Annotated in this window: 17 protein-coding genes and 1 pseudogene; 4 read left to right on the top strand and 14 right to left on the bottom strand. The window is 54.0% G+C overall.

The genetic code is table 11. The features are described 5' to 3' along the window. Positions 1-12 precede the first annotated feature (12 nt). The 3 genes and pseudogenes from EQV24_RS18170 to EQV24_RS18160 all read left to right on the top strand — a co-directional run. A pseudogene (locus EQV24_RS18170) lies at positions 13-357 on the top strand (hypothetical protein); the annotation flags it as partial. A 112-nt stretch (positions 358-469) separates the two neighbouring features. Continuing rightward, entirely contained in the window at positions 470-1,216 is a 747-nt protein-coding gene (locus EQV24_RS18165) for a phosphopantetheinyl transferase (RefSeq protein WP_130626901.1), read from the top strand. A gap of 36 nt (positions 1,217-1,252) precedes the next feature. Beyond that, the gene (locus tag EQV24_RS18160) at positions 1,253-1,819 is read left to right on the top strand and encodes an NADPH-dependent FMN reductase (RefSeq protein WP_013099415.1); all 567 of its coding nucleotides are present in this window, start codon (positions 1,253-1,255) and stop codon (positions 1,817-1,819) included. Between the two features lie 61 nt (positions 1,820-1,880). On the opposite strand, the gene adeP is transcribed toward EQV24_RS18160, so the two are convergent. After that, positions 1,881-3,218, bottom strand: a complete 1,338-nt coding sequence (gene adeP, locus EQV24_RS18155; RefSeq protein ID WP_023621401.1) for an adenine permease AdeP — start codon at positions 3,216-3,218, stop codon at positions 1,881-1,883. 165 nt (positions 3,219-3,383) lie between these two features. Here adeP and yieH point away from each other — a divergent pair, with 165 nt between their 5' ends. Next, entirely contained in the window at positions 3,384-4,049 is a 666-nt protein-coding gene (gene yieH / locus EQV24_RS18150; protein ID WP_013099413.1) for a 6-phosphogluconate phosphatase, read from the top strand. Positions 4,050-4,099: 50 nt separating this feature from the next. On the opposite strand, the gene phoU is transcribed toward yieH, so the two are convergent. The 13 genes from phoU to atpF form a co-directional block, all read right to left on the bottom strand. Next, positions 4,100-4,825 (bottom strand): phosphate signaling complex protein PhoU, encoded by a 726-nt coding sequence (gene phoU / locus EQV24_RS18145; RefSeq protein WP_008500182.1) that lies wholly within the window; start codon positions 4,823-4,825, stop codon positions 4,100-4,102. A 14-nt stretch (positions 4,826-4,839) separates the two neighbouring features. Continuing rightward, a complete protein-coding gene (gene pstB, locus EQV24_RS18140) occupies positions 4,840-5,613 on the bottom strand; it encodes a phosphate ABC transporter ATP-binding protein PstB (protein WP_008500183.1) in 774 nt (257 codons plus the stop codon). A gap of 47 nt (positions 5,614-5,660) precedes the next feature. Beyond that, the gene (pstA, locus tag EQV24_RS18135; RefSeq protein WP_020690249.1) at positions 5,661-6,551 is read right to left on the bottom strand and encodes a phosphate ABC transporter permease PstA; all 891 of its coding nucleotides are present in this window, start codon (positions 6,549-6,551) and stop codon (positions 5,661-5,663) included. After that, a complete protein-coding gene (pstC, locus tag EQV24_RS18130) occupies positions 6,551-7,510 on the bottom strand; it encodes a phosphate ABC transporter permease PstC (RefSeq protein ID WP_013099411.1) in 960 nt (319 codons plus the stop codon). Before pstC ends, pstA begins: the two co-directional genes overlap by 1 nt. Positions 7,511-7,637: 127 nt before the next feature. Next, the gene (gene pstS, locus EQV24_RS18125) at positions 7,638-8,678 is read right to left on the bottom strand and encodes a phosphate ABC transporter substrate-binding protein PstS (protein WP_013099410.1); all 1,041 of its coding nucleotides are present in this window, start codon (positions 8,676-8,678) and stop codon (positions 7,638-7,640) included. A 322-nt stretch (positions 8,679-9,000) separates the two neighbouring features. Then, a complete protein-coding gene (glmS, locus tag EQV24_RS18120; RefSeq protein ID WP_013099409.1) occupies positions 9,001-10,830 on the bottom strand; it encodes a glutamine--fructose-6-phosphate transaminase (isomerizing) in 1,830 nt (609 codons plus the stop codon). 237 nt (positions 10,831-11,067) lie between these two features. Next, positions 11,068-12,438 carry a bifunctional UDP-N-acetylglucosamine diphosphorylase/glucosamine-1-phosphate N-acetyltransferase GlmU gene (glmU, locus tag EQV24_RS18115; RefSeq protein WP_045293067.1) on the bottom strand — a complete coding sequence of 457 codons (1,371 nt, stop codon included), beginning with the start codon at positions 12,436-12,438 and terminating at the stop codon, positions 11,068-11,070. Between the two features lie 137 nt (positions 12,439-12,575). Further along, positions 12,576-12,995: a F0F1 ATP synthase subunit epsilon gene (locus tag EQV24_RS18110; protein WP_006177560.1), complete on the bottom strand. Its 420-nt coding sequence runs from the start codon at positions 12,993-12,995 to the stop codon at positions 12,576-12,578. Between the two features lie 20 nt (positions 12,996-13,015). Beyond that, positions 13,016-14,398, bottom strand: coding sequence for a F0F1 ATP synthase subunit beta (atpD, locus tag EQV24_RS18105; protein WP_003862362.1), 1,383 nt, complete (start codon positions 14,396-14,398; stop codon positions 13,016-13,018). A 31-nt stretch (positions 14,399-14,429) separates the two neighbouring features. Beyond that, positions 14,430-15,293 (bottom strand): F0F1 ATP synthase subunit gamma, encoded by an 864-nt coding sequence (gene atpG, locus EQV24_RS18100; RefSeq protein ID WP_003862364.1) that lies wholly within the window; start codon positions 15,291-15,293, stop codon positions 14,430-14,432. A 51-nt stretch (positions 15,294-15,344) separates the two neighbouring features. After that, a complete protein-coding gene (atpA, locus tag EQV24_RS18095; RefSeq protein ID WP_003862367.1) occupies positions 15,345-16,886 on the bottom strand; it encodes a F0F1 ATP synthase subunit alpha in 1,542 nt (513 codons plus the stop codon). A 12-nt stretch (positions 16,887-16,898) separates the two neighbouring features. After that, positions 16,899-17,432 carry a F0F1 ATP synthase subunit delta gene (gene atpH / locus EQV24_RS18090; protein ID WP_013099407.1) on the bottom strand — a complete coding sequence of 178 codons (534 nt, stop codon included), beginning with the start codon at positions 17,430-17,432 and terminating at the stop codon, positions 16,899-16,901. Positions 17,433-17,446: 14 nt separating this feature from the next. Next, positions 17,447-17,917 (bottom strand): F0F1 ATP synthase subunit B, encoded by a 471-nt coding sequence (atpF, locus tag EQV24_RS18085; RefSeq protein WP_013099406.1) that lies wholly within the window; start codon positions 17,915-17,917, stop codon positions 17,447-17,449. Positions 17,918-17,922: the final 5 nt, after the last annotated feature.

The raw sequence follows: 17,922 nt of genomic DNA, 5'->3' as shown, positions 1-17,922 counted from the left end.
GCTACTGAACCGTTTTTTATTAGCCGGTTATTGAACGCTACCCTGTGCTTGGCGGCGATCCTCACCTATGTAACCGTTTCCCCGGTGCTGCTGATGGAAACCATGGGTTTTAATCGCGAGCAGTATTCCACGATGGTCAGTATGGCGGTCTCGTTCTTGACGCCGTTTGCGCTCAATATGCTGATCGGGATTCTGATTGGCTGTAGCATGCTCTGCATCCTTTTACTTATGGTCCTCCAGCCCTTCACGCAGATCTGGCATAAACGAACAGCCATAATCCGAAAATCCTCTGGCTACGCGAGACCATCAAGGCGTTATAGGGTGTCAGCGATCCAATTTTCGCCTAAGAAAATGTAAAGTTCGGTCCTCAGCCTTTTCTTACTATCATTTACTGATTAAAACAGGAGTTGAGTTAAGCGATAATGATGTAACCGTTTAACCGACTACGACCATTATCAAGGAGCGAAAAATGGCTACGCACTTTGCAAGAGGGATACTGACAGAAGGTCGTCTCGTATCGGCCAGAATTTCTTCAGCGTGTCACAGTGAAGCGCTCAAACTTCCAGAGCACCGTCGGTCGCGTTTTTTGGCGTCCCGGGCGCTTCTTGCTGAACTGCTGTTTATGCTGTACGGCACCAGTGAGCTGCCGGACATCATCATCCAACCTGAAGGTCGTCCGGTCTTTACCGACCCGGAGCTGCCGCGTTTCTCCATTGCCTATACGGGCAATATTATTGGCGTGGCACTCACCACCGAAGGCGATTGCGGGCTGGATATGGAGCTTCAGCGCGCGACACGCGGTTTTCACGGCGCCAGCCCGCATGATGATTACCCGCTCTCCAGCAATGAACAGCTGTGGGTGCGCAACCAGAACGATCCCACTGAAGCCCGGGCTCAGCTTATCACCTTGCGTCAGAGCATTCGTAAGCTCTGTGGTTGCGCGTCAGACGATGCCAGTCAGCTGCAACTCCTGCCGGGCTCCGGACGCCTGCGCTCCACGCAAGCCGCGCTGGTAGAAGCGCTCAGCGATGTTGAGGATGTACTGATCTGGTCTGTAGCAGTCACACCTGCCATTGAACGGCTGAAAATCTGGGAATTTGACAGTAAACAGGGATGGAGTAGCCTTCCGGATGTGCCCGAACGTGCCAACGAGCCCGCCGCGCGCCTGATGAGATTAACCAGTTTACCGGCAGAAAAAGCATATACCCTTAGCTGATCCGTTCAGGGTCATCATGATGAAACAGGAGTAATCATGTCTGAAACGTTGAAAGTCGTTACATTACTGGGAAGCCTGCGCAAAGGTTCATTTAACGGGATGGTTGCCCGTACGCTGCCACAGTTGGCTCCGGCGGGTATGGAGATTAGCGCCCTGCCGTCCATTGGTGACATTCCCCTTTACGATGCGGACGTGCAGCAGGAAGAAGGCTTTCCGCAGAGCGTCGAAGCGCTGGCTGAGCAGATTCGCCAGGCTGACGGGGTGGTGATTGTGACGCCAGAGTATAACTACTCGGTTCCGGGTGGTCTGAAAAACGCAATTGACTGGCTATCCCGCCTGCCGGAGCAGCCGCTGTCCGGTAAGCCGGTGCTGATTCAGACCAGTTCAATGGGTGCCATTGGCGGTGCGCGCTGCCAGTATCACCTACGCCAGATCCTGGTATTCCTGGATGCAATGGTCATGAACAAGCCGGAATTTATGGGTGGTGTGATTCAGAATAAGGTCGACCCGCAGACGGGTGAAGTGGTGGATCAGAGCACGCGTGACCATCTCTCTGGCCAACTGACGGCGTTTGGGGATTATATCAAGAGGGTGAAGGCTTAAGTGAGGTGCGGGCTGATGCCCTCACCCCAGCCCTCTCCCACGGGAGAGGGTGCAAACATGTTTATTTGGCGTCGATAAACACAATCTTCAGCACAAACAGCAGCGCCACAATGATGACACACGGGCTGAGGTCGCGGAAACGACCGGTGCCAATCTTCATCACGCAGTAAGAGATAAAGCCCAGCGCGATACCTTCAGTAATAGAGAAGCTGAACGGCATCATTACCGCGGTAATAAACGCCGGTACCGCTTCGGTTAAATCATCCCACTTCACGCGCGACAGGCTGGAGGTCATCAGTACCCCCACGTAAATCAGCGCACCGGCAGCCGCATACGGTGGAACCATGCCAGCCAGTGGAGAAAGGAAGATCACCAGCAGGAACAGAATACCCACCACTACTGCGGTCAGACCGGTACGGCCCCCTACGGAGACACCGGAAGAGGACTCAATGTAAGCGGTAACAGAAGAGGTCCCGATAAAAGCACCGCTGACAGAGGAGATGCTGTCCACAAACAGCGCCTGCTTCATGCGCGGGAATTTACCTTTCTCATCCGCCAGGCCCGCTTTGTCGGTCACGCCGATCAGTGTGCCGGACGAGTCAAACAGGTTCACCAGCATAAAGGAGAAAATCACCCCCGCCAGGCCCAGATTCAGGGAACCCGCCAGATCAACATGACCAATAACGGTAGAGACGCTCGGTGGTGCGGAGACAATGCCATTATAGTGAACGTCACCCAGCATCCAGCCCAGCAGGGTGGTCACTACGATGGACACCAGCACCGCCGCATGAATATTGCGGGAAGCGAGGATCGCGATGATAAAGAAGCCCAGCACGCCCAGCAGCACGTTATGGGAGGTCAGGTGACCTATGCTGACCAGCGTCTCCGGGTTAGCGACGATAACACCGGCATTTTTCAGCCCCATCATACCGATGAACAGACCGATACCGCTGGTGATACCCACGCGCAGGCTGACAGGAATGTTAGCAATCATCCAGTAACGCACGCGGAAAATAGTCAGCAGCAGCAGACCAACCGCGCCCCAGAAGATAGCGCCCATGCCGACTTGCCACGGCAGCCCCATCGCCTGAACTACTACGAACGCAAAGAATGCGTTAAGCCCCATCGCCGGAGCCAGCGCAACCGGCAGGTTAGCGAATACGCCCATCAGAATGCTGCCAAGTGCAGCGATCAGGCAGGTGGTCACGAAGACGGCGCTGGTATCCATGCCAGCAACGCCCAGAATTTGTGGGTTAACAAAAACGATATAGACCATCGTCAGGAAGGTAGTAAAACCGGCGATCACTTCGGTGCGTGCCGTTGTGCCGTGCTCGCGCAGTTTAAACACGCGCTCAAGCAGACCCTGACCCGATGTCTGGGTTGTGTGTTGTTGACTCATCATCAATTTCCGAACAAGGAGGGAAAATTCGTCGCTATCCTATACCAAAATGCGACAATAGTGGCGGTTACGAGATACTTTTTTCATTGATTTTGCTTATACGGCAACGATTGCGTCTCGTTGAACTGCAGTACGTAAACGTTAAACTTGTAAAAAGGGAAAGGCATGTCCGGAATTGAAGCGGTATTTTTCGACTGCGACGGTACGCTGGTCGACAGTGAGGTCATTTGTTCCCGCGCGTATGTCGCCATGTTCCAGGAATTTGGTATTACGCTCGATCTCGACGAGGTGTTCAAACGCTTTAAGGGCGTGAAGCTGTACGAGATCATCGACATCATTAACGCCGAACACGGTGTGGATCTGGCGAAAACGGATCTGGAACCGGTGTACCGCGCCGAGGTCGCACGCCTGTTCGATTCTGAGCTGGAGGTCATTGCTGGCGCAAACGCGCTGCTGGATGCCATGACGGTACCGATTTGCGTGGTATCTAACGGACCGGTCAGCAAAATGCAGCACTCGCTGGGTAAGCTTGAGATGCTGCACCACTTCCCGGAAAAACTGTTCAGCGGCTACGATATTCAACGCTGGAAGCCAGATCCTGCGCTGATGTTCCATGCGGCAAACGCGATGAACGTCAACGTAGAGAACTGTATTCTGGTGGATGACTCGTCCGCGGGCGCGCAGTCGGGCATTGATGCAGGAATGGAAGTGTTTTATTTCTGTGCCGACCCGCACAACAAGCCGATCGATCATCCAAAAGTGACGACCTTTACCGATCTGGCGCAGTTGCCGGAATTGTGGAAGGCGCGCGGGTGGAATATTACGCGGTAGGTTTTTATAGGCCCGGTAAGCGCAGCGCCACCGGGCATTTTAACCACCGATTACTCTTTTGGATCTTTACCCGCCAGCAGCTTGTCCAGCTCGTCGCCGCCCACGTGACGGAAGTCCTGACCTTTCACAAAGTAGAAAATGTATTCGCAAATGTTCTGGCAGCGGTCGCCGATACGCTCGATAGAGCGCGCGCAGAACAGGGCGGTCAGTACGCTTGGGATCGTACGTGAATCTTCCATCATGTAGGTCATCAGCTGGCGCACGATGCCTTCATACTCCTGGTCGACTTTCTTGTCTTCACGGTAGATACGCACCGCTTCGTCCAGATCCATACGCGCAAAGGCATCCAGCACGTCGTGCAGCATCTGCACCGTGTGGCGGCCCAGCGACTCCAGGCTTACCAGCAGCGGCTGATGCTGCTGGGAGAATTTCTCCAGCGCGGTGCGGCAGATTTTATCCGCAACGTCACCGATACGTTCCAGCTCGGCGATGGTTTTGATGATGGCCATAACCAGACGCAGGTCGCTCGCCGTCGGCTGACGCTTGGCGATGATGCGCACACACGCTTCGTCAATCGCCACTTCCATCATGTTGACGTTTTTATCGCCTTCGATAACGCGCTTCGCCAGTTCGCTGTCCTGGTTATGCATCGCCGTGATCGCATCAGAAAGCTGTTGCTCGACCATGCCACCCATGGTCATGACCTGAGTGCGAATACTTTCCAGCTCTGCGTTGAACTGGCCGGAAATGTGTTTATTAAGATTGAGATTGTCCATAGCGCGCTCCTGAATCAACCGTAACGACCGGTGATATAGTCTTCTGTTTGCTTTTTAGCGGGCTTGGTGAACAGATCGTCCGTGTTACTGAACTCAATCAACTCGCCCAGGTACATAAATGCCGTGTGGTCGGAGCAACGCGCAGCCTGCTGCATGTTGTGGGTCACGATAACCACGGTGTAATCCTGCTTCAGCTCGGTGATCAGCTCTTCGATACGACCGGTTGAGATCGGGTCCAGCGCTGAACATGGCTCATCCAGCAGCAACACTTCCGGGCGGATCGCGATTCCACGCGCAATGCACAGACGCTGCTGCTGCCCGCCGGAGAGAGAATAACCGCTCTGGTGCAACTTATCTTTGGTTTCGTTCCATAATGCGGCCTTGGTCAACGCCCACTGCACGCGCTCGTCCATATCGGCACGGGAGAGCTTTTCAAACAGGCGTACGCCAAACGCGATGTTGTCGTAAATCGACATCGGGAACGGCGTCGGTTTCTGGAAAACCATGCCCACTTTCGCACGCAGGAGGGCGATATCCTGAGCCTGGGTCAGAATGTTTTCACCGTCCAGGATGATTTCGCCTTCGGCACGCTGCTCTGGATAGAGCGAGTACATTTTGTTAAAGGTGCGCAGCAGCGTGGATTTACCACAGCCGGACGGACCGATGAATGCCGTTACCTGGTTCTTCGCGATATCCAGGTTGATATTCTTCAGGGCATGGAATTTGCCGTAGTAGAAGTTCAAATCACGAACCTGAATCTTACCCGGGGCAGTATCAACCATACTCATTGACTCATTTCCTCATTCGGCGCCGCGAGCTGCCGCGCCGTAAAAAATTAACCGTGTTTCTTCTTCGCGAAAATGACGCGCGCCAGAATGTTCAGCAACAGTACGCAAAGGGTGATGATCAGCACCCCGGCCCAGGCCAGCTGCTGCCATTCCGCGAATGGGCTCATCGCAAATTTAAAGATCGTCACCGGCAGGTTGGCGATCGGCTGCATCATGTCCGTGCTCCAGAACTGGTTGGAGAGGGCGGTAAACAGCAGCGGTGCCGTTTCACCCGCGATACGGGCAATGGCCAGCAGAATACCGGTCATGATCCCGGAGACAGAGGCTTTAAGCGTAATCGCGGAGATCATTTTCCACTTTGGTGTACCCAGCGCATACGCCGCTTCACGCAGACTGTCCGGCACCAGTTTGAGCATGTTCTCGGTGGTACGAATGACGATAGGCACCTGCAGCAGCGCCAGCGCAATCACACCCGCCCAGCCGGAGAAGTGTTCCATTTGTGCCACAACAATGGTGTAAACAAACAGACCCACCACAATAGACGGCGCAGAGAGCAGAATGTCGTTAATGAAACGAATCACTTCTGCGAGCCAGGATTTACGGCCATATTCCGCCAGATAGATACCCGCCATGATGCCAAGCGGCGTACCGAATACCGTCGCCCACAGGATCAGCAATCCGCTGCCTGCCAGGGCGTTCGCCAGTCCACCACCCGCCGTGTTCGGCGGCGGCGTCATTTCGGTAAACAGCGCCAGAGACATGCCGTCGATACCGCGAACCACGGTAGAGAAGAGGATCCAGATCAGCCAGAACAGACCGAATGCCATCGTTGCCATTGAGAGCGTCAGCGCGATACGGTTTTTGAAACGACGCTTCGCCTGCATTTTGCGGCGGGATTCCGCAAGCTGAGCAGTGCTTTGCATTTCGAGAGTTGCCATTAGCGTGCCCCCTCATTTTTCGCGAGACGCAGGATCATCAGCTTGGAGATCGCCAGTACGATAAAGGTAATTACGAACAGGATCAGACCCAGCTCCATCAGCGCCGCCACGTGCAGCCCGGATTCCGCTTCGGCGAATTCGTTCGCCAGTGCGGAGGTAATACTGTTACCCGGCATATAGAGCGAGGCACTGTCGAGCTGGTAGGTGTTACCGATGATAAAGGTCACCGCCATGGTCTCACCCAACGCACGCCCTAAGCCCAGCATCACGCCCCCAATCACCCCATTTTTGGTGAACGGAAGAACGATACGCCAGATCACTTCCCAGGTGGTGCAGCCAATGCCGTAAGCCGACTCTTTCATCATCACCGGGGTTTGTTCGAACACATCGCGCATAACTGCCGCAATGTACGGAATAATCATGATGGCGAGGATCACACCAGCCGCCAGAATACCGATACCGAATGCCGGGCCGGAGAACAGCGCCCCCACAAACGGAATAGCGGAAAGAACATTACCCACCGGCTCCTGGAAATACGTGGCAAACAGTGGCGCAAAGATAAACAGACCCCACATGCCGTACACGATACTTGGAATGGCCGCCAGCAGTTCAATGGCGATACCCAGCGGGCGTCGCAGCCAGCCCGGTGCCAGTTCCGTCAGGAACAGGGCGATACCAAAGCTTACCGGAACTGCAATCAGCAGGGCGATGAACGAGGTGACCAGCGTGCCGTAAATCGGCACCAGCGCACCGTAGATATCATTCGGCGCGTCCCACTCTTTGGTCCACAGGAAGGAGAAACCGAATTTCTGAATGCTCGGCCAGGAGGAGAAAATCAGAGACACGATAATGCCGCCCAGCAGCAATAGCACAATCAGCGCAGCCAGTTTTACCAGCGCGCTGAAAATCATGTCACCTTTTTTACCCGGAGGGTTAAATGCAGGCTTGGTTGCAGCCATAAATTACTCTTCTGTTTGAGACGTTTTACGAATATGCCCGGTGGCGCTGACGCTTACCGGGCCTACAGCGTTAACCGTAGGGCGGGTAAGCGTAGCGCCACCCGCCATCTTCGTTAAATATATCCTGTTAGTACAGCGCTTTACCGCTGCTGTCTTTCACGTTGGTTTTCCATGCAGCACGAATCTGCTCAACCACGCTGTCTGGCAGGCTGGCATAATCCAGGTCATTAGCCTGTTTGCCGCCGTTTTTGTATGCCCAGTCGAAGAACTTCAGCACTTCTGCGCCCTGCTCAGGTTTCTTCTGCTCTTTGTGAACCAGAATGAAGGTGGTAGAGGTGATTGGCCACGCGTCTTCACCTTTCTGGTTAGTCAGGTCCTGAGCGAAGGATTTGCTCCAGTCAGCGCCTTTTGCAGCGTTGGCAAAGTTCTCTTCAGTCGGGCTGACAGGTTTGCCATCAGCAGAAACCAGTTTGGTGTAGGACAGGTTGTTCTGCTTGGCGTACGCATATTCTACGTAACCGATAGAGCCCGGCAGACGCTGTACGAACGCGGCGATACCGTCGTTCCCTTTACCGCCCAGACCGGTTGGCCAGTTAACGGTAGAGCCGGAACCAACTTTAGATTTCCACTCTTCGTTCACCTTCGCCAGGTAGCTGGTGAAGACGAAAGAGGTACCAGAACCATCCGCGCGGCGAACCACGGCGATGTTCTGAGAAGGCAGCTTCAGGCCAGGGTTGAGCTTAGCGATGGCTTCGTCATCCCATTTTTTGATTTTGCCCAGGTAGATATCACCCAGGGTTTTGCCGTCCAGCACCAGCTCACCCGACTTCACGCCCGGCAGGTTGATCGCCAGAACCACACCACCGATTACGGTCGGGAACTGGAACAGGCCTTCCTGAGCCAGTTTGTCATCAGACAGCGGAGCGTCGGATGCGCCGAAATCAACGGTGTTTGCGGTAATTTGTTTCACGCCACCGGAGGAGCCGATACCCTGATAGTTAACCTTGTTACCGGTTTCTTTCTGGTAGGTATCCGCCCATTTGGCATACACCGGCGCAGGGAAGGTTGCACCAGCGCCAGTCAGGCTTGCTTCTGCGAATACAGAGAAAGCGCTCAGAGATAAGGTCGCGGCGACAACAGTTGCGACAGTGGTACGCATAACTTTCATAATGTCTCCTGCAAGGATTTCGTAAATCATTGTTTAAGTGGCTACGATGAGCAAAATAGGACAAACAGGTGACAGATAAATGTACGAATTATGACAGTTTTATGACAATGGAAATTTAGCTTAAAAAACAGAGAAAGATTTCTTATTTATCATCATGTTAGCCACTATCATGACAACAACTTTTCAGAAATATTTTCTTTATGTGACACTGAAAAAAGTAGCTGAAGATGACAGATTGTCATAAATAAAAACGCGAATGCGTTGATTAAAAACAAACCAGGCAGGGTAAAAAAGCTCCACCCGAAGGTGGAGCCTGGAGGGATTATTCTACGGTGACCGATTTCGCCAGGTTACGCGGCTGGTCAACGTCGGTGCCTTTGATCAGCGCAACGTGGTAAGCCAGCAACTGCAGCGGCACGGTGTAGAAGATAGGGGCAATAACCTCTTCTACGTGCGGCATCTCGATGATGTGCATGTTGTCGCTGCTGGCAAAACCGGCGTCCTTATCAGCGAAGACGTACAGTACACCACCGCGGGCGCGAACTTCTTCAATGTTGGACTTCAGTTTTTCCAGCAGTTCGTTGTTAGGTGCCACAACGATAACCGGCATATCCGCGTCAATCAGCGCCAGCGGGCCGTGTTTTAGCTCGCCTGCCGCGTAGGCTTCAGCGTGGATGTAGGAGATCTCTTTCAGCTTCAGCGCGCCTTCCAGCGCAATGGGGTACTGGTCGCCACGGCCGAGGAACAGGGCGTGATGCTTGTCAGAGAAATCTTCAGCCAGGGCTTCAATGCGCTTATCCTGAGACAACATCTGCTCAATACGGCTTGGCAGCGCCTGCAGACCATGAACAATGTCATGCTCAACAGAAGCATCCAGCCCTTTCAGACGCGCCAGTTTCGCCACCAGCATCAGCAGAACCGTCAGCTGCGTGGTAAACGCTTTGGTGGAGGCCACGCCGATTTCAGTGCCCGCTTTGGTCATCAGCGCCAGATCGGATTCACGCACCAGCGATGAGCCCGGCACGTTACAGATAGCCAGCGATCCCAGGTAACCCAGCTCTTTAGAGAGACGCAGCGCCGCCAGGGTATCTGCCGTTTCGCCAGACTGAGAAAGGGTGATCATCAGGCTGTTACGGCGCACGGCGGATTTGCGGTAGCGGAATTCAGAGGCGATTTCCACATCGCACGGCACGCCAGCCAGCGACTCAAACCAGTAGCGAGAGACCATCCCGGAGTTGTAGGAGGTACCGCAGGCCACAATCTGAATGTGCTCAACCTTGCTGAGCAGCTCGTTTGCGTTGGCACCCAGTTCGCTCAGGTCCACTTCGCCGTGGCTGATACGACCGGTCAGGGTGTTTTTGATGGCGTTTGGCTGCTCGTAAATCTCTTTCTGCATGTAGTGACGGTAAGCGCCTTTGTCGCCCGCGTCGTACTGCAGATTGGATTCAATTTCAGGGCGTTTCACCTGCTCGCCTTTGGTATCAAATACCGTCACGCTGCGGCGAGTCACTTCTGCGATATCACCCTCTTCCAGGAAGATAAAGCGGCGGGTGACCGGCAGGAGCGCCAGCTGATCAGAAGCGATAAAGTTTTCGCCCATGCCCATACCGATAACCATTGGACTACCGGAACGCGCCGCCAGCAGGGTGGACGGATCGCGGGAGTCCATGATCACCGTACCGTACGCACCGCGCAGCTGTGGGATTGCGCGCAGCACCGCGTCACGTAGCGTGCCGCCCTGTGCCAGCTCCCAGTGCACCAGGTGCGCAATCACTTCGGTATCGGTTTCAGAAACGAAGATATAGCCGCGCGCTTTCAGTTCTTCGCGCAGCGGTTCGTGGTTTTCGATAATGCCGTTATGCACGACCACGATGTGTTCAGACACATGCGGGTGCGCGTTGCCTTCAGACGGTTCGCCGTGTGTCGCCCAGCGGGTATGCGCAATACCGGTGCCACCGTGCAGCGGGTGTTCTTCCGCGGCCTGGGCCAGCATCTGCACTTTACCGAGGCGACGCAGACGGGTCATATGACCTTCTGCATCCACTACTGCCAGACCGGCAGAGTCGTAGCCACGGTATTCCAGACGACGTAAACCTTCGAGAAGGATTTCAGCAATATCACGCTGCGCAACTGCGCCAACAATTCCACACATAGTTAGATTTCCTGATTATGGCGTTATGCCATGCGTTGTCGCTGACCTGTATTTGCCCTTTCCGGGCGCCCCGAGCCTTGTAGAGAGTGGGGTTATTGTTATGGGTACTGCTTGTGGGGGGAGGATTATATTATCCCCTCACCCCGGCCCTCTCCCCAAAGGGGCGAGGGAGAAAAACACCGCACCGAACGATCCCCTCTCCCTTTGGGGAGAGGGTTAGGGTGAGGGGTAAATCCGTTACTTCTTCTTCACAGGGCGTTTCCAGCCCTGCTTGTGCACCTGCGGCACACGGCTTAATACCAGTTCGTTATCGGCGATATCGCGCGTAACGGTTGTCCCGGCGGCAATCGTTACGCCGTTACCCACGGTAACAGGCGCCACCAGCTGAGTGTCGGAACCAACAAACACATCATCACCGATGATGGTTTTAAACTTATTCGCGCCGTCATAGTTGCAGGTAATCGTTCCTGCGCCAATATTCACGTTGTCGCCAATTTCCGCATCGCCCAGATAGGTCAAATGACCGGCTTTAGAGCCTTTACCCAGACGCGCTTTTTTCATCTCAACGAAGTTTCCAACATGTGAGCCTTCCAGCAGCTCAGCCCCCGGGCGCAGACGCGCGAACGGCCCAATAGTGCACGCTGCGTCAAGACGGGCATCTTCCACCACGCTGTATGGGCTAATTTCGCAATCATCACCGATGATGCTGTTTTTGATCACACAGCCCGCACCAATTTTGACGCGGTTACCCAGCGTGACGTTACCTTCCAGGATAACGTTAGTATCAATTTCAACGTCGCGCCCGTGCGTTAACGTTCCACGCAGATCGAAACGCGCCGGATCGCGCAGCATCACGCCAGCCAGCAGCAGTTTTTCGGCCTGTTCGGACTGATAAACACGCTCCAGACGGGAAAGCTGAAGGCGGTTATTCACCCCTTCGGTTTCGCTGATACGCGCCGGGTGAACCGCCGCAATCTCACGCCCTTCCTGGTACGCCATCGCAATGATGTCGGTGATGTAGTATTCACCCTGCGCGTTGTTGTTGTTGAGCTTAGACAGCCAGCGCTTCATGTCCGCGCCGTTAGCCATCAGGATACCGGTGTTGATCTCCTGAATCTGGCGCTGTGCTTCGCTGGCGTCTTTATGTTCAACGATACCCGTGACGTTGCCGTTTTCACGGGTGATGCGGCCGTAGCCGGTCGGATCGTCCAGCACGACGGTTAATAAACCGATACCGCCCTGCGGTTTGGCTTCACGCAGGCGAGTCAGTGTGTCGATGGAGATCAGCGGAACATCGCCGTAGAGCATCAGAATGTCTTCGTCATCGGCAAAGAACGGTGCTGCCTGCTGCATTGCGTGGCCGGTTCCCAGCTGTTCAGCCTGAAGCACCCAGTTGAGCTTGTCATCGCTCAGCGTCTTTTTAAGCAGATCGCCGCCGTGGCCATAGACCAGGTGAACCTGGCGAGCGCCCAATTCATTTGCTGCATCAATAACATGCTGCACCATTGGCTTTCCTGCCAGTGTATGAAGCACTTTAGGCAGATCGGAATACATGCGGGTACCTTTGCCTGCGGCAAGGATCACCACGCTCATCGCACTGTTTGACATACGCATCCTGACGGTAGTTTGAGTGAGAAGTAAAAACGTTTGGTGCTTAAAATTCTACATCTTTTTCGTCATGAATTAAGGACGAAAAAAAAGCCAGCCTGGTATCCAGACTGGCTTTTGTGCTTTTCAAGCCGGTGTTACATCGCTTTTTTGGTCAACTCGATAACGCGCAGTTTGGCGATCGCTTTGGCCAGCTCCGCAGACGCCTGAGCGTAATCCACGTCACCATGAGAGCTGCTAATGTGCTCTTCAGCCTTACGCTTCGATTCCAGGGCTCGCGCTTCGTCGAGATCCTGGCCACGAATAGCGGTATCGGCCAGAACGGTCACACTACCAGGCTGCACTTCAAGAATGCCGCCGGACAGATAGATAAACTCTTCGTGACCGAACTGTTTAACGATGCGGATCATACCAGGCTTAATGGCGGTGAGCAGCGGTGCGTGACCCGGGAAGATACCCAGTTCACCTTCACTACCCGTTACCTGGATTTTCTCGACCAGACCAGAGAACATTTGTTGCTCTGCGCTGACGACGTCCAGGTGGTAAGTCATTGCCATATCACCCTCCGATTAAGGCGTTAAAGTTTTTTGGCTTTTTCCACAGCTTCTTCGATGGAACCAACCATGTAGAACGCCTGCTCTGGCAGGTGATCGTATTCGCCTTCCATGATGCCTTTAAAGCCACGGATGGTGTCTTTCAGGGAAACGTATTTACCTGGAGAACCGGTGAATACTTCCGCAACGAAGAACGGCTGGGACAGGAAGCGCTGGATCTTACGCGCACGTGCTACCACCAGTTTGTCTTCTTCAGACAGTTCATCCATACCCAGGATGGCGATGATGTCTTTCAGTTCCTGGTAACGCTGCAGCAGGGACTGTACGCCACGCGCGGTGTCGTAGTGTTCCTGACCAACAACCAGTGGATCCAGCTGACGGCTGGTGGAGTCCAGCGGGTCAACGGCCGGGTAGATACCAAGAGACGCGATCTGACGGCTCAGTACCACGGTTGCATCTAAGTGCGCAAAGGTGGTTGCTGGTGATGGGTCAGTCAAGTCATCCGCAGGTACGTATACCGCCTGAACGGAGGTGATAGAACCGGTTTTGGTAGAGGTGATACGTTCCTGAAGAACACCCATCTCTTCCGCCAGCGTAGGCTGATAACCTACCGCTGAAGGCATACGACCCAGCAGTGCAGATACTTCCGTACCGGCCAGGGTGTAACGGTAGATGTTATCAACGAACAGCAGAACGTCACGGCCTTCGTCACGGAACTTCTCTGCCATCGTCAGACCAGTCAGCGCAACGCGCAGACGGTTTCCTGGTGGCTCGTTCATCTGGCCGTAAACCAGGGATACTTTGTCCAGAACGTTGGAGTCGGTCATTTCGTGGTAGAAGTCGTTACCCTCACGAGTACGTTCACCTACGCCCGCAAATACGGAATAACCGGAGTGCTCGATCGCGATGTTACGGATCAGCTCCATCATGTTTACGGTTTTACCTACACCCGCACCACCGAACAGACCAACTTTACCGCCCTTCGCAAACGGACACATCAGGTCGATAACTTTGATACCGGTTTCCAGCAGTTCCTGAGAGCTGGACAGCTCTTCGTAGGAAGGTGCCGCGCGGTGGATAGCCCAACGCTCTTCTTCACCGATGTCGCCTTTCATGTCGATTGGCTGACCCAATACGTTCATGATACGACCCAGTGTTGCTTTACCTACCGGGACTTCGATCGGGTGCTCAAGGTCTTTAACTTCCAGACCACGACGCAGACCGTCGGAAGAACCCATCGCGATGGTACGCACGATACCGCCGCCGAGCTGCTGCTGAACTTCCAGCACCAGGCTCTCGTTACCATTCTGTACCTCAAGCGCGTCGTACACGCGTGGTACGGCGTCCTGAGGGAACTCGACGTCCACCACGGCGCCGATTACCTGGACAATCTTTCCAGTAGCCATCTTGAATCCTCTACGTAATTCGTAAACCTGGTTAAACCGCGGCGGCCCCCGAGACGATCTCGGTGAGTTCCTGAGTAATGCTGGCCTGACGAGCTTTGTTGTAAACCAACTGCAGCTCTTTAATCAGGCTGCCGCCATTATCGGTCGCGGCTTTCATCGCCACCATTCGTGCGGCCTGCTCGCTGGCCAGGTTTTCTACAACGCCCTGATAAACCTGAGATTCAACGTAACGACGCAGCAGGGTATCCAGCAGCGGTTTCGGATCGGGTTCATACAGGTAATCCCAGGCTTTCTGTTTCAGCTCGTCATCTTCTGAAGCCGGTAAAGGCAGCATCTGAGTGAGCGTTGGCACCTGAGACATGGTGTTAATAAATTTGTTGCTGACAACGTACAGTCTGTCCAGACGGCCTTCATCATAGGCCTGCAACATCACTTTAACCGGGCCGATCAGTTCGGACAGGGACGGGTTATCACCCATACCGGTCACCTGAGCGACAATGTTGCCACCAACGGAGTTAAAGAAAGAGACGCCTTTAGAGCCGATCAATGCGAGGTCGCACTGAACGCCTTTATCGGACCAGCCTTTCATATCCGCCAGCAGTTTTTTGAACAGGTTAATGTTCAAGCCGCCACACAGACCACGGTCGGTCGACACCACCAGGTAGCCCACGCGCTTAACGTCGCGTTCTTCCAGGTAAGGGTGCTTATATTCCAGATTACCGTTTGCAAGGTGACCAATCACTTTGCGCATGGTTTCTGCATAAGGACGGCTGGCCGCCATGCGATCCTGCGATTTACGCATTTTGGAAGCGGCGACCATCTCCATCGCTTTAGTGATCTTTTGCGTGTTCTGGACGCTTGCGATCTTACTACGTATCTCTTTTGCGCCGGCCATGAGCTTCTCCTCAATGCCAGGCGGCTTGTCCTGAGACAAGCCGCCGGACGATTACCAGGATTGGGTTGCTTTGAAGGAATCGAGGATAGCTTTCAGCTTGCCTTCGATTTCGTCGTTATAGCCACCGGTCTGGTTGATCTCTTGCATCAGCGGAGCGTGATCACGGTCGACGTAAGCCAGCAGAGCGGCTTCGAAGCTACCGATTTTCGCCAGTTCCACATCTTCGAGGTAACCGCGTTCAGCCGCGAACAGTACCAGGCCCTGCTGAGCAACAGACATTGGTGCGTACTGTTTCTGCTTCAGCAGCTCGGTCACTTTCTGACCGTGGCTCAGCTGTTTACGGGTTGCTTCGTCCAGATCGGATGCGAACTGAGAGAACGCAGCCAGTTCACGATACTGTGCCAGCGCGGTACGGATACCACCGGACAGTTTCTTGATGATCTTGGTCTGAGCAGCACCACCTACACGGGATACGGAGATACCCGGGTTAACCGCCGGACGAATACCGGAGTTAAACAGGTTGGTTTCCAGGAAGATCTGACCATCGGTAATGGAGATTACGTTGGTCGGAACGAACGCAGAAACGTCACCCGCCTGGGTTTCAATGATCGGCAGCGCGGTCAGAGAGCCCGTTTTACCCTTCACTTCACCTTTGGTGAAGTTCTCGACGTATTCCGCGTTAACGCGGGAAGCACGCTCCAGCAGACGAGAGTGGAGGTAGAATACGTCGCCAGGGAACGCTTCACGTCCTGGTGGACGACGGAGCAGCAGGGAAACCTGACGATAAGCAACAGCCTGTTTAGACAGGTCATCGTATACGATCAGTGCATCTTCACCGCGGTCACGGAAGTATTCACCCATTGCACAACCGGCGTATGGCGCCAGGTATTGCAGTGCAGCAGATTCAGAAGCGGTAGCCACAACAACGATGGTGTTAGACAGCGCGCCGTGCTCTTCCAGTTTACGAACCACGTTAGAAATGGTGGACGCTTTCTGGCCGATAGCCACGTACACACATTTGATGCCGGAGTCACGCTGGTTGATGATGGCATCGATAGCCATCGCGGTTTTACCGGTCTGACGGTCACCGATGATCAGTTCACGCTGACCACGACCGATTGGGATCATGGCATCAACGGACTTATAACCCGTCTGAACAGGCTGATCTACGGACTGACGGTCGATAACGCCCGGTGCGATAACTTCGATTGGAGAGAAGCCATCGTGCTCAACCGGACCTTTACCGTCGATTGGTGCACCCAGGGTGTTAACAACACGACCCAGCAGGCCACGGCCAACCGGAACTTCCAGAATACGGCCAGTACACTTAACCTTCATGCCTTCGGCGAGGTCAGCGTATGGACCCATCACAACTGCACCTACGGAGTCGCGCTCCAGGTTCAGTGCGATAGCGTAACGGTTACCCGGCAGGGAAATCATCTCACCCTGCATACAATCGGCCAGGCCGTGGATGCGGATAACACCGTCACTTACAGAAACAATAGTACCTTCGTTATGAGCTTCGCTCACAACATTGAACTGAGCAATGCGCTGCTTGATCAGTTCGCTGATTTCGGTGGAATTCAGTTGCATGCTCCAGTCCCCTTAAGACTGCAAGACGTCTGCAAGGCGCTCAAGACGGCCGCGTACGCTGCCATCAATGACCATATCACCCGAGCGGATGATTACGCCTGCCATTACAGACTTATCGATTTTGCAATTCAGCTTAACTTTGCGTGACAGACGTTTTTCCATCGCGGCGGTAATTTTCGCAAGCTGTTCATGACTCAGTTCAGTCGCAGAAGTTACTTCAACTTCAGCAGTAGCTTCACTAAGGGCACGTAAGTGCTCAAACTGCTCGAGAACATCCGGGAGCACACGGAGACGACCATTTTCTGCCATTACCTTAATCAGGTTCTGGCCGTTGGCATCCAGTTGCTCTCCGCACACGGCGATGAACGACGCGGCGAGGGTTTCAGGTGCTAATGCACCAGAAAGCAACTCGGCCATTTGTTCGTTTTTCGTCACCTCAGCGGCAAACGCCAGCATATTCTGCCAGCGATCGACATTTTGGTGTTCGACAGCAAAGTCAAAAGCTGCTTTGGCGTAGGGGCGAGCTACCGTAACAAATTCAGACATCAGCCCCTCCCTCCTTACAGTTCAGCGACAAGTTTGTCCACGATGTCGCTGTTAGCAGCTTCATCCACGGAACGTTCGATGATCTTCTCGGCGCCAGCAACAGCCAGAATCGCAACCTGCTTACGCAGTTCTTCACGAGCACGTTTACGCTCAGCTTCAATTTCAGCCTGAGCCTGTGTCACGATCTTAGTACGTTCCTGTTCTGCTTCAGCTTTGGCTTCGTCCAGGATCTGAGAACGGCGTTTGTTAGCCTGTTCGATGATTACCTGAGCTTCCGCTTTCGCTTTTTTCAGCTGGTCTGTCGCGTTGGCCTGTGCAAGGTCCAAATCTTTCTTTGCACGTTCTGCAGAAGCCAGACCGTCAGCAATTTCTTTCTGACGTTTTTCGATGGCAGCCATTAAAGGCGGCCATACATACTTCATGCAGAACCAGACAAAGATAATAAACGCGATGGCCTGGCCGAGGATTGTTGCGTTCATGTTCACAGCAC

This window comes from Enterobacter sp. A8 (assembly GCF_004296595.1).
GTDB classification, from domain to species: domain Bacteria; phylum Pseudomonadota; class Gammaproteobacteria; order Enterobacterales; family Enterobacteriaceae; genus Enterobacter; species Enterobacter cloacae.
This window is presented reverse-complemented; position numbering and strand designations above follow the sequence as displayed.

Coding starts and splice junctions, on each gene's coding strand:
- EQV24_RS18165 (WP_130626901.1), top strand. CDS start 470: ATGGCTACGCACTTTGCAAGAGGGATACTGACAGAAGGTCGTCTCGTA.
- EQV24_RS18160 (WP_013099415.1), top strand. CDS start 1,253: ATGTCTGAAACGTTGAAAGTCGTTACATTACTGGGAAGCCTGCGCAAA.
- adeP (WP_023621401.1), bottom strand. CDS start 3,218: ATGAGTCAACAACACACAACCCAGACATCGGGTCAGGGTCTGCTTGAG.
- yieH (WP_013099413.1), top strand. CDS start 3,384: ATGTCCGGAATTGAAGCGGTATTTTTCGACTGCGACGGTACGCTGGTC.
- phoU (WP_008500182.1), bottom strand. CDS start 4,825: ATGGACAATCTCAATCTTAATAAACACATTTCCGGCCAGTTCAACGCA.
- pstB (WP_008500183.1), bottom strand. CDS start 5,613: ATGAGTATGGTTGATACTGCCCCGGGTAAGATTCAGGTTCGTGATTTG.
- pstA (WP_020690249.1), bottom strand. CDS start 6,551: ATGGCAACTCTCGAAATGCAAAGCACTGCTCAGCTTGCGGAATCCCGC.
- pstC (WP_013099411.1), bottom strand. CDS start 7,510: ATGGCTGCAACCAAGCCTGCATTTAACCCTCCGGGTAAAAAAGGTGAC.
- pstS (WP_013099410.1), bottom strand. CDS start 8,678: ATGAAAGTTATGCGTACCACTGTCGCAACTGTTGTCGCCGCGACCTTA.
- glmS (WP_013099409.1), bottom strand. CDS start 10,830: ATGTGTGGAATTGTTGGCGCAGTTGCGCAGCGTGATATTGCTGAAATC.
- glmU (WP_045293067.1), bottom strand. CDS start 12,438: ATGTCAAACAGTGCGATGAGCGTGGTGATCCTTGCCGCAGGCAAAGGT.
- EQV24_RS18110 (WP_006177560.1), bottom strand. CDS start 12,995: ATGGCAATGACTTACCACCTGGACGTCGTCAGCGCAGAGCAACAAATG.
- atpD (WP_003862362.1), bottom strand. CDS start 14,398: ATGGCTACTGGAAAGATTGTCCAGGTAATCGGCGCCGTGGTGGACGTC.
- atpG (WP_003862364.1), bottom strand. CDS start 15,293: ATGGCCGGCGCAAAAGAGATACGTAGTAAGATCGCAAGCGTCCAGAAC.
- atpA (WP_003862367.1), bottom strand. CDS start 16,886: ATGCAACTGAATTCCACCGAAATCAGCGAACTGATCAAGCAGCGCATT.
- atpH (WP_013099407.1), bottom strand. CDS start 17,432: ATGTCTGAATTTGTTACGGTAGCTCGCCCCTACGCCAAAGCAGCTTTT.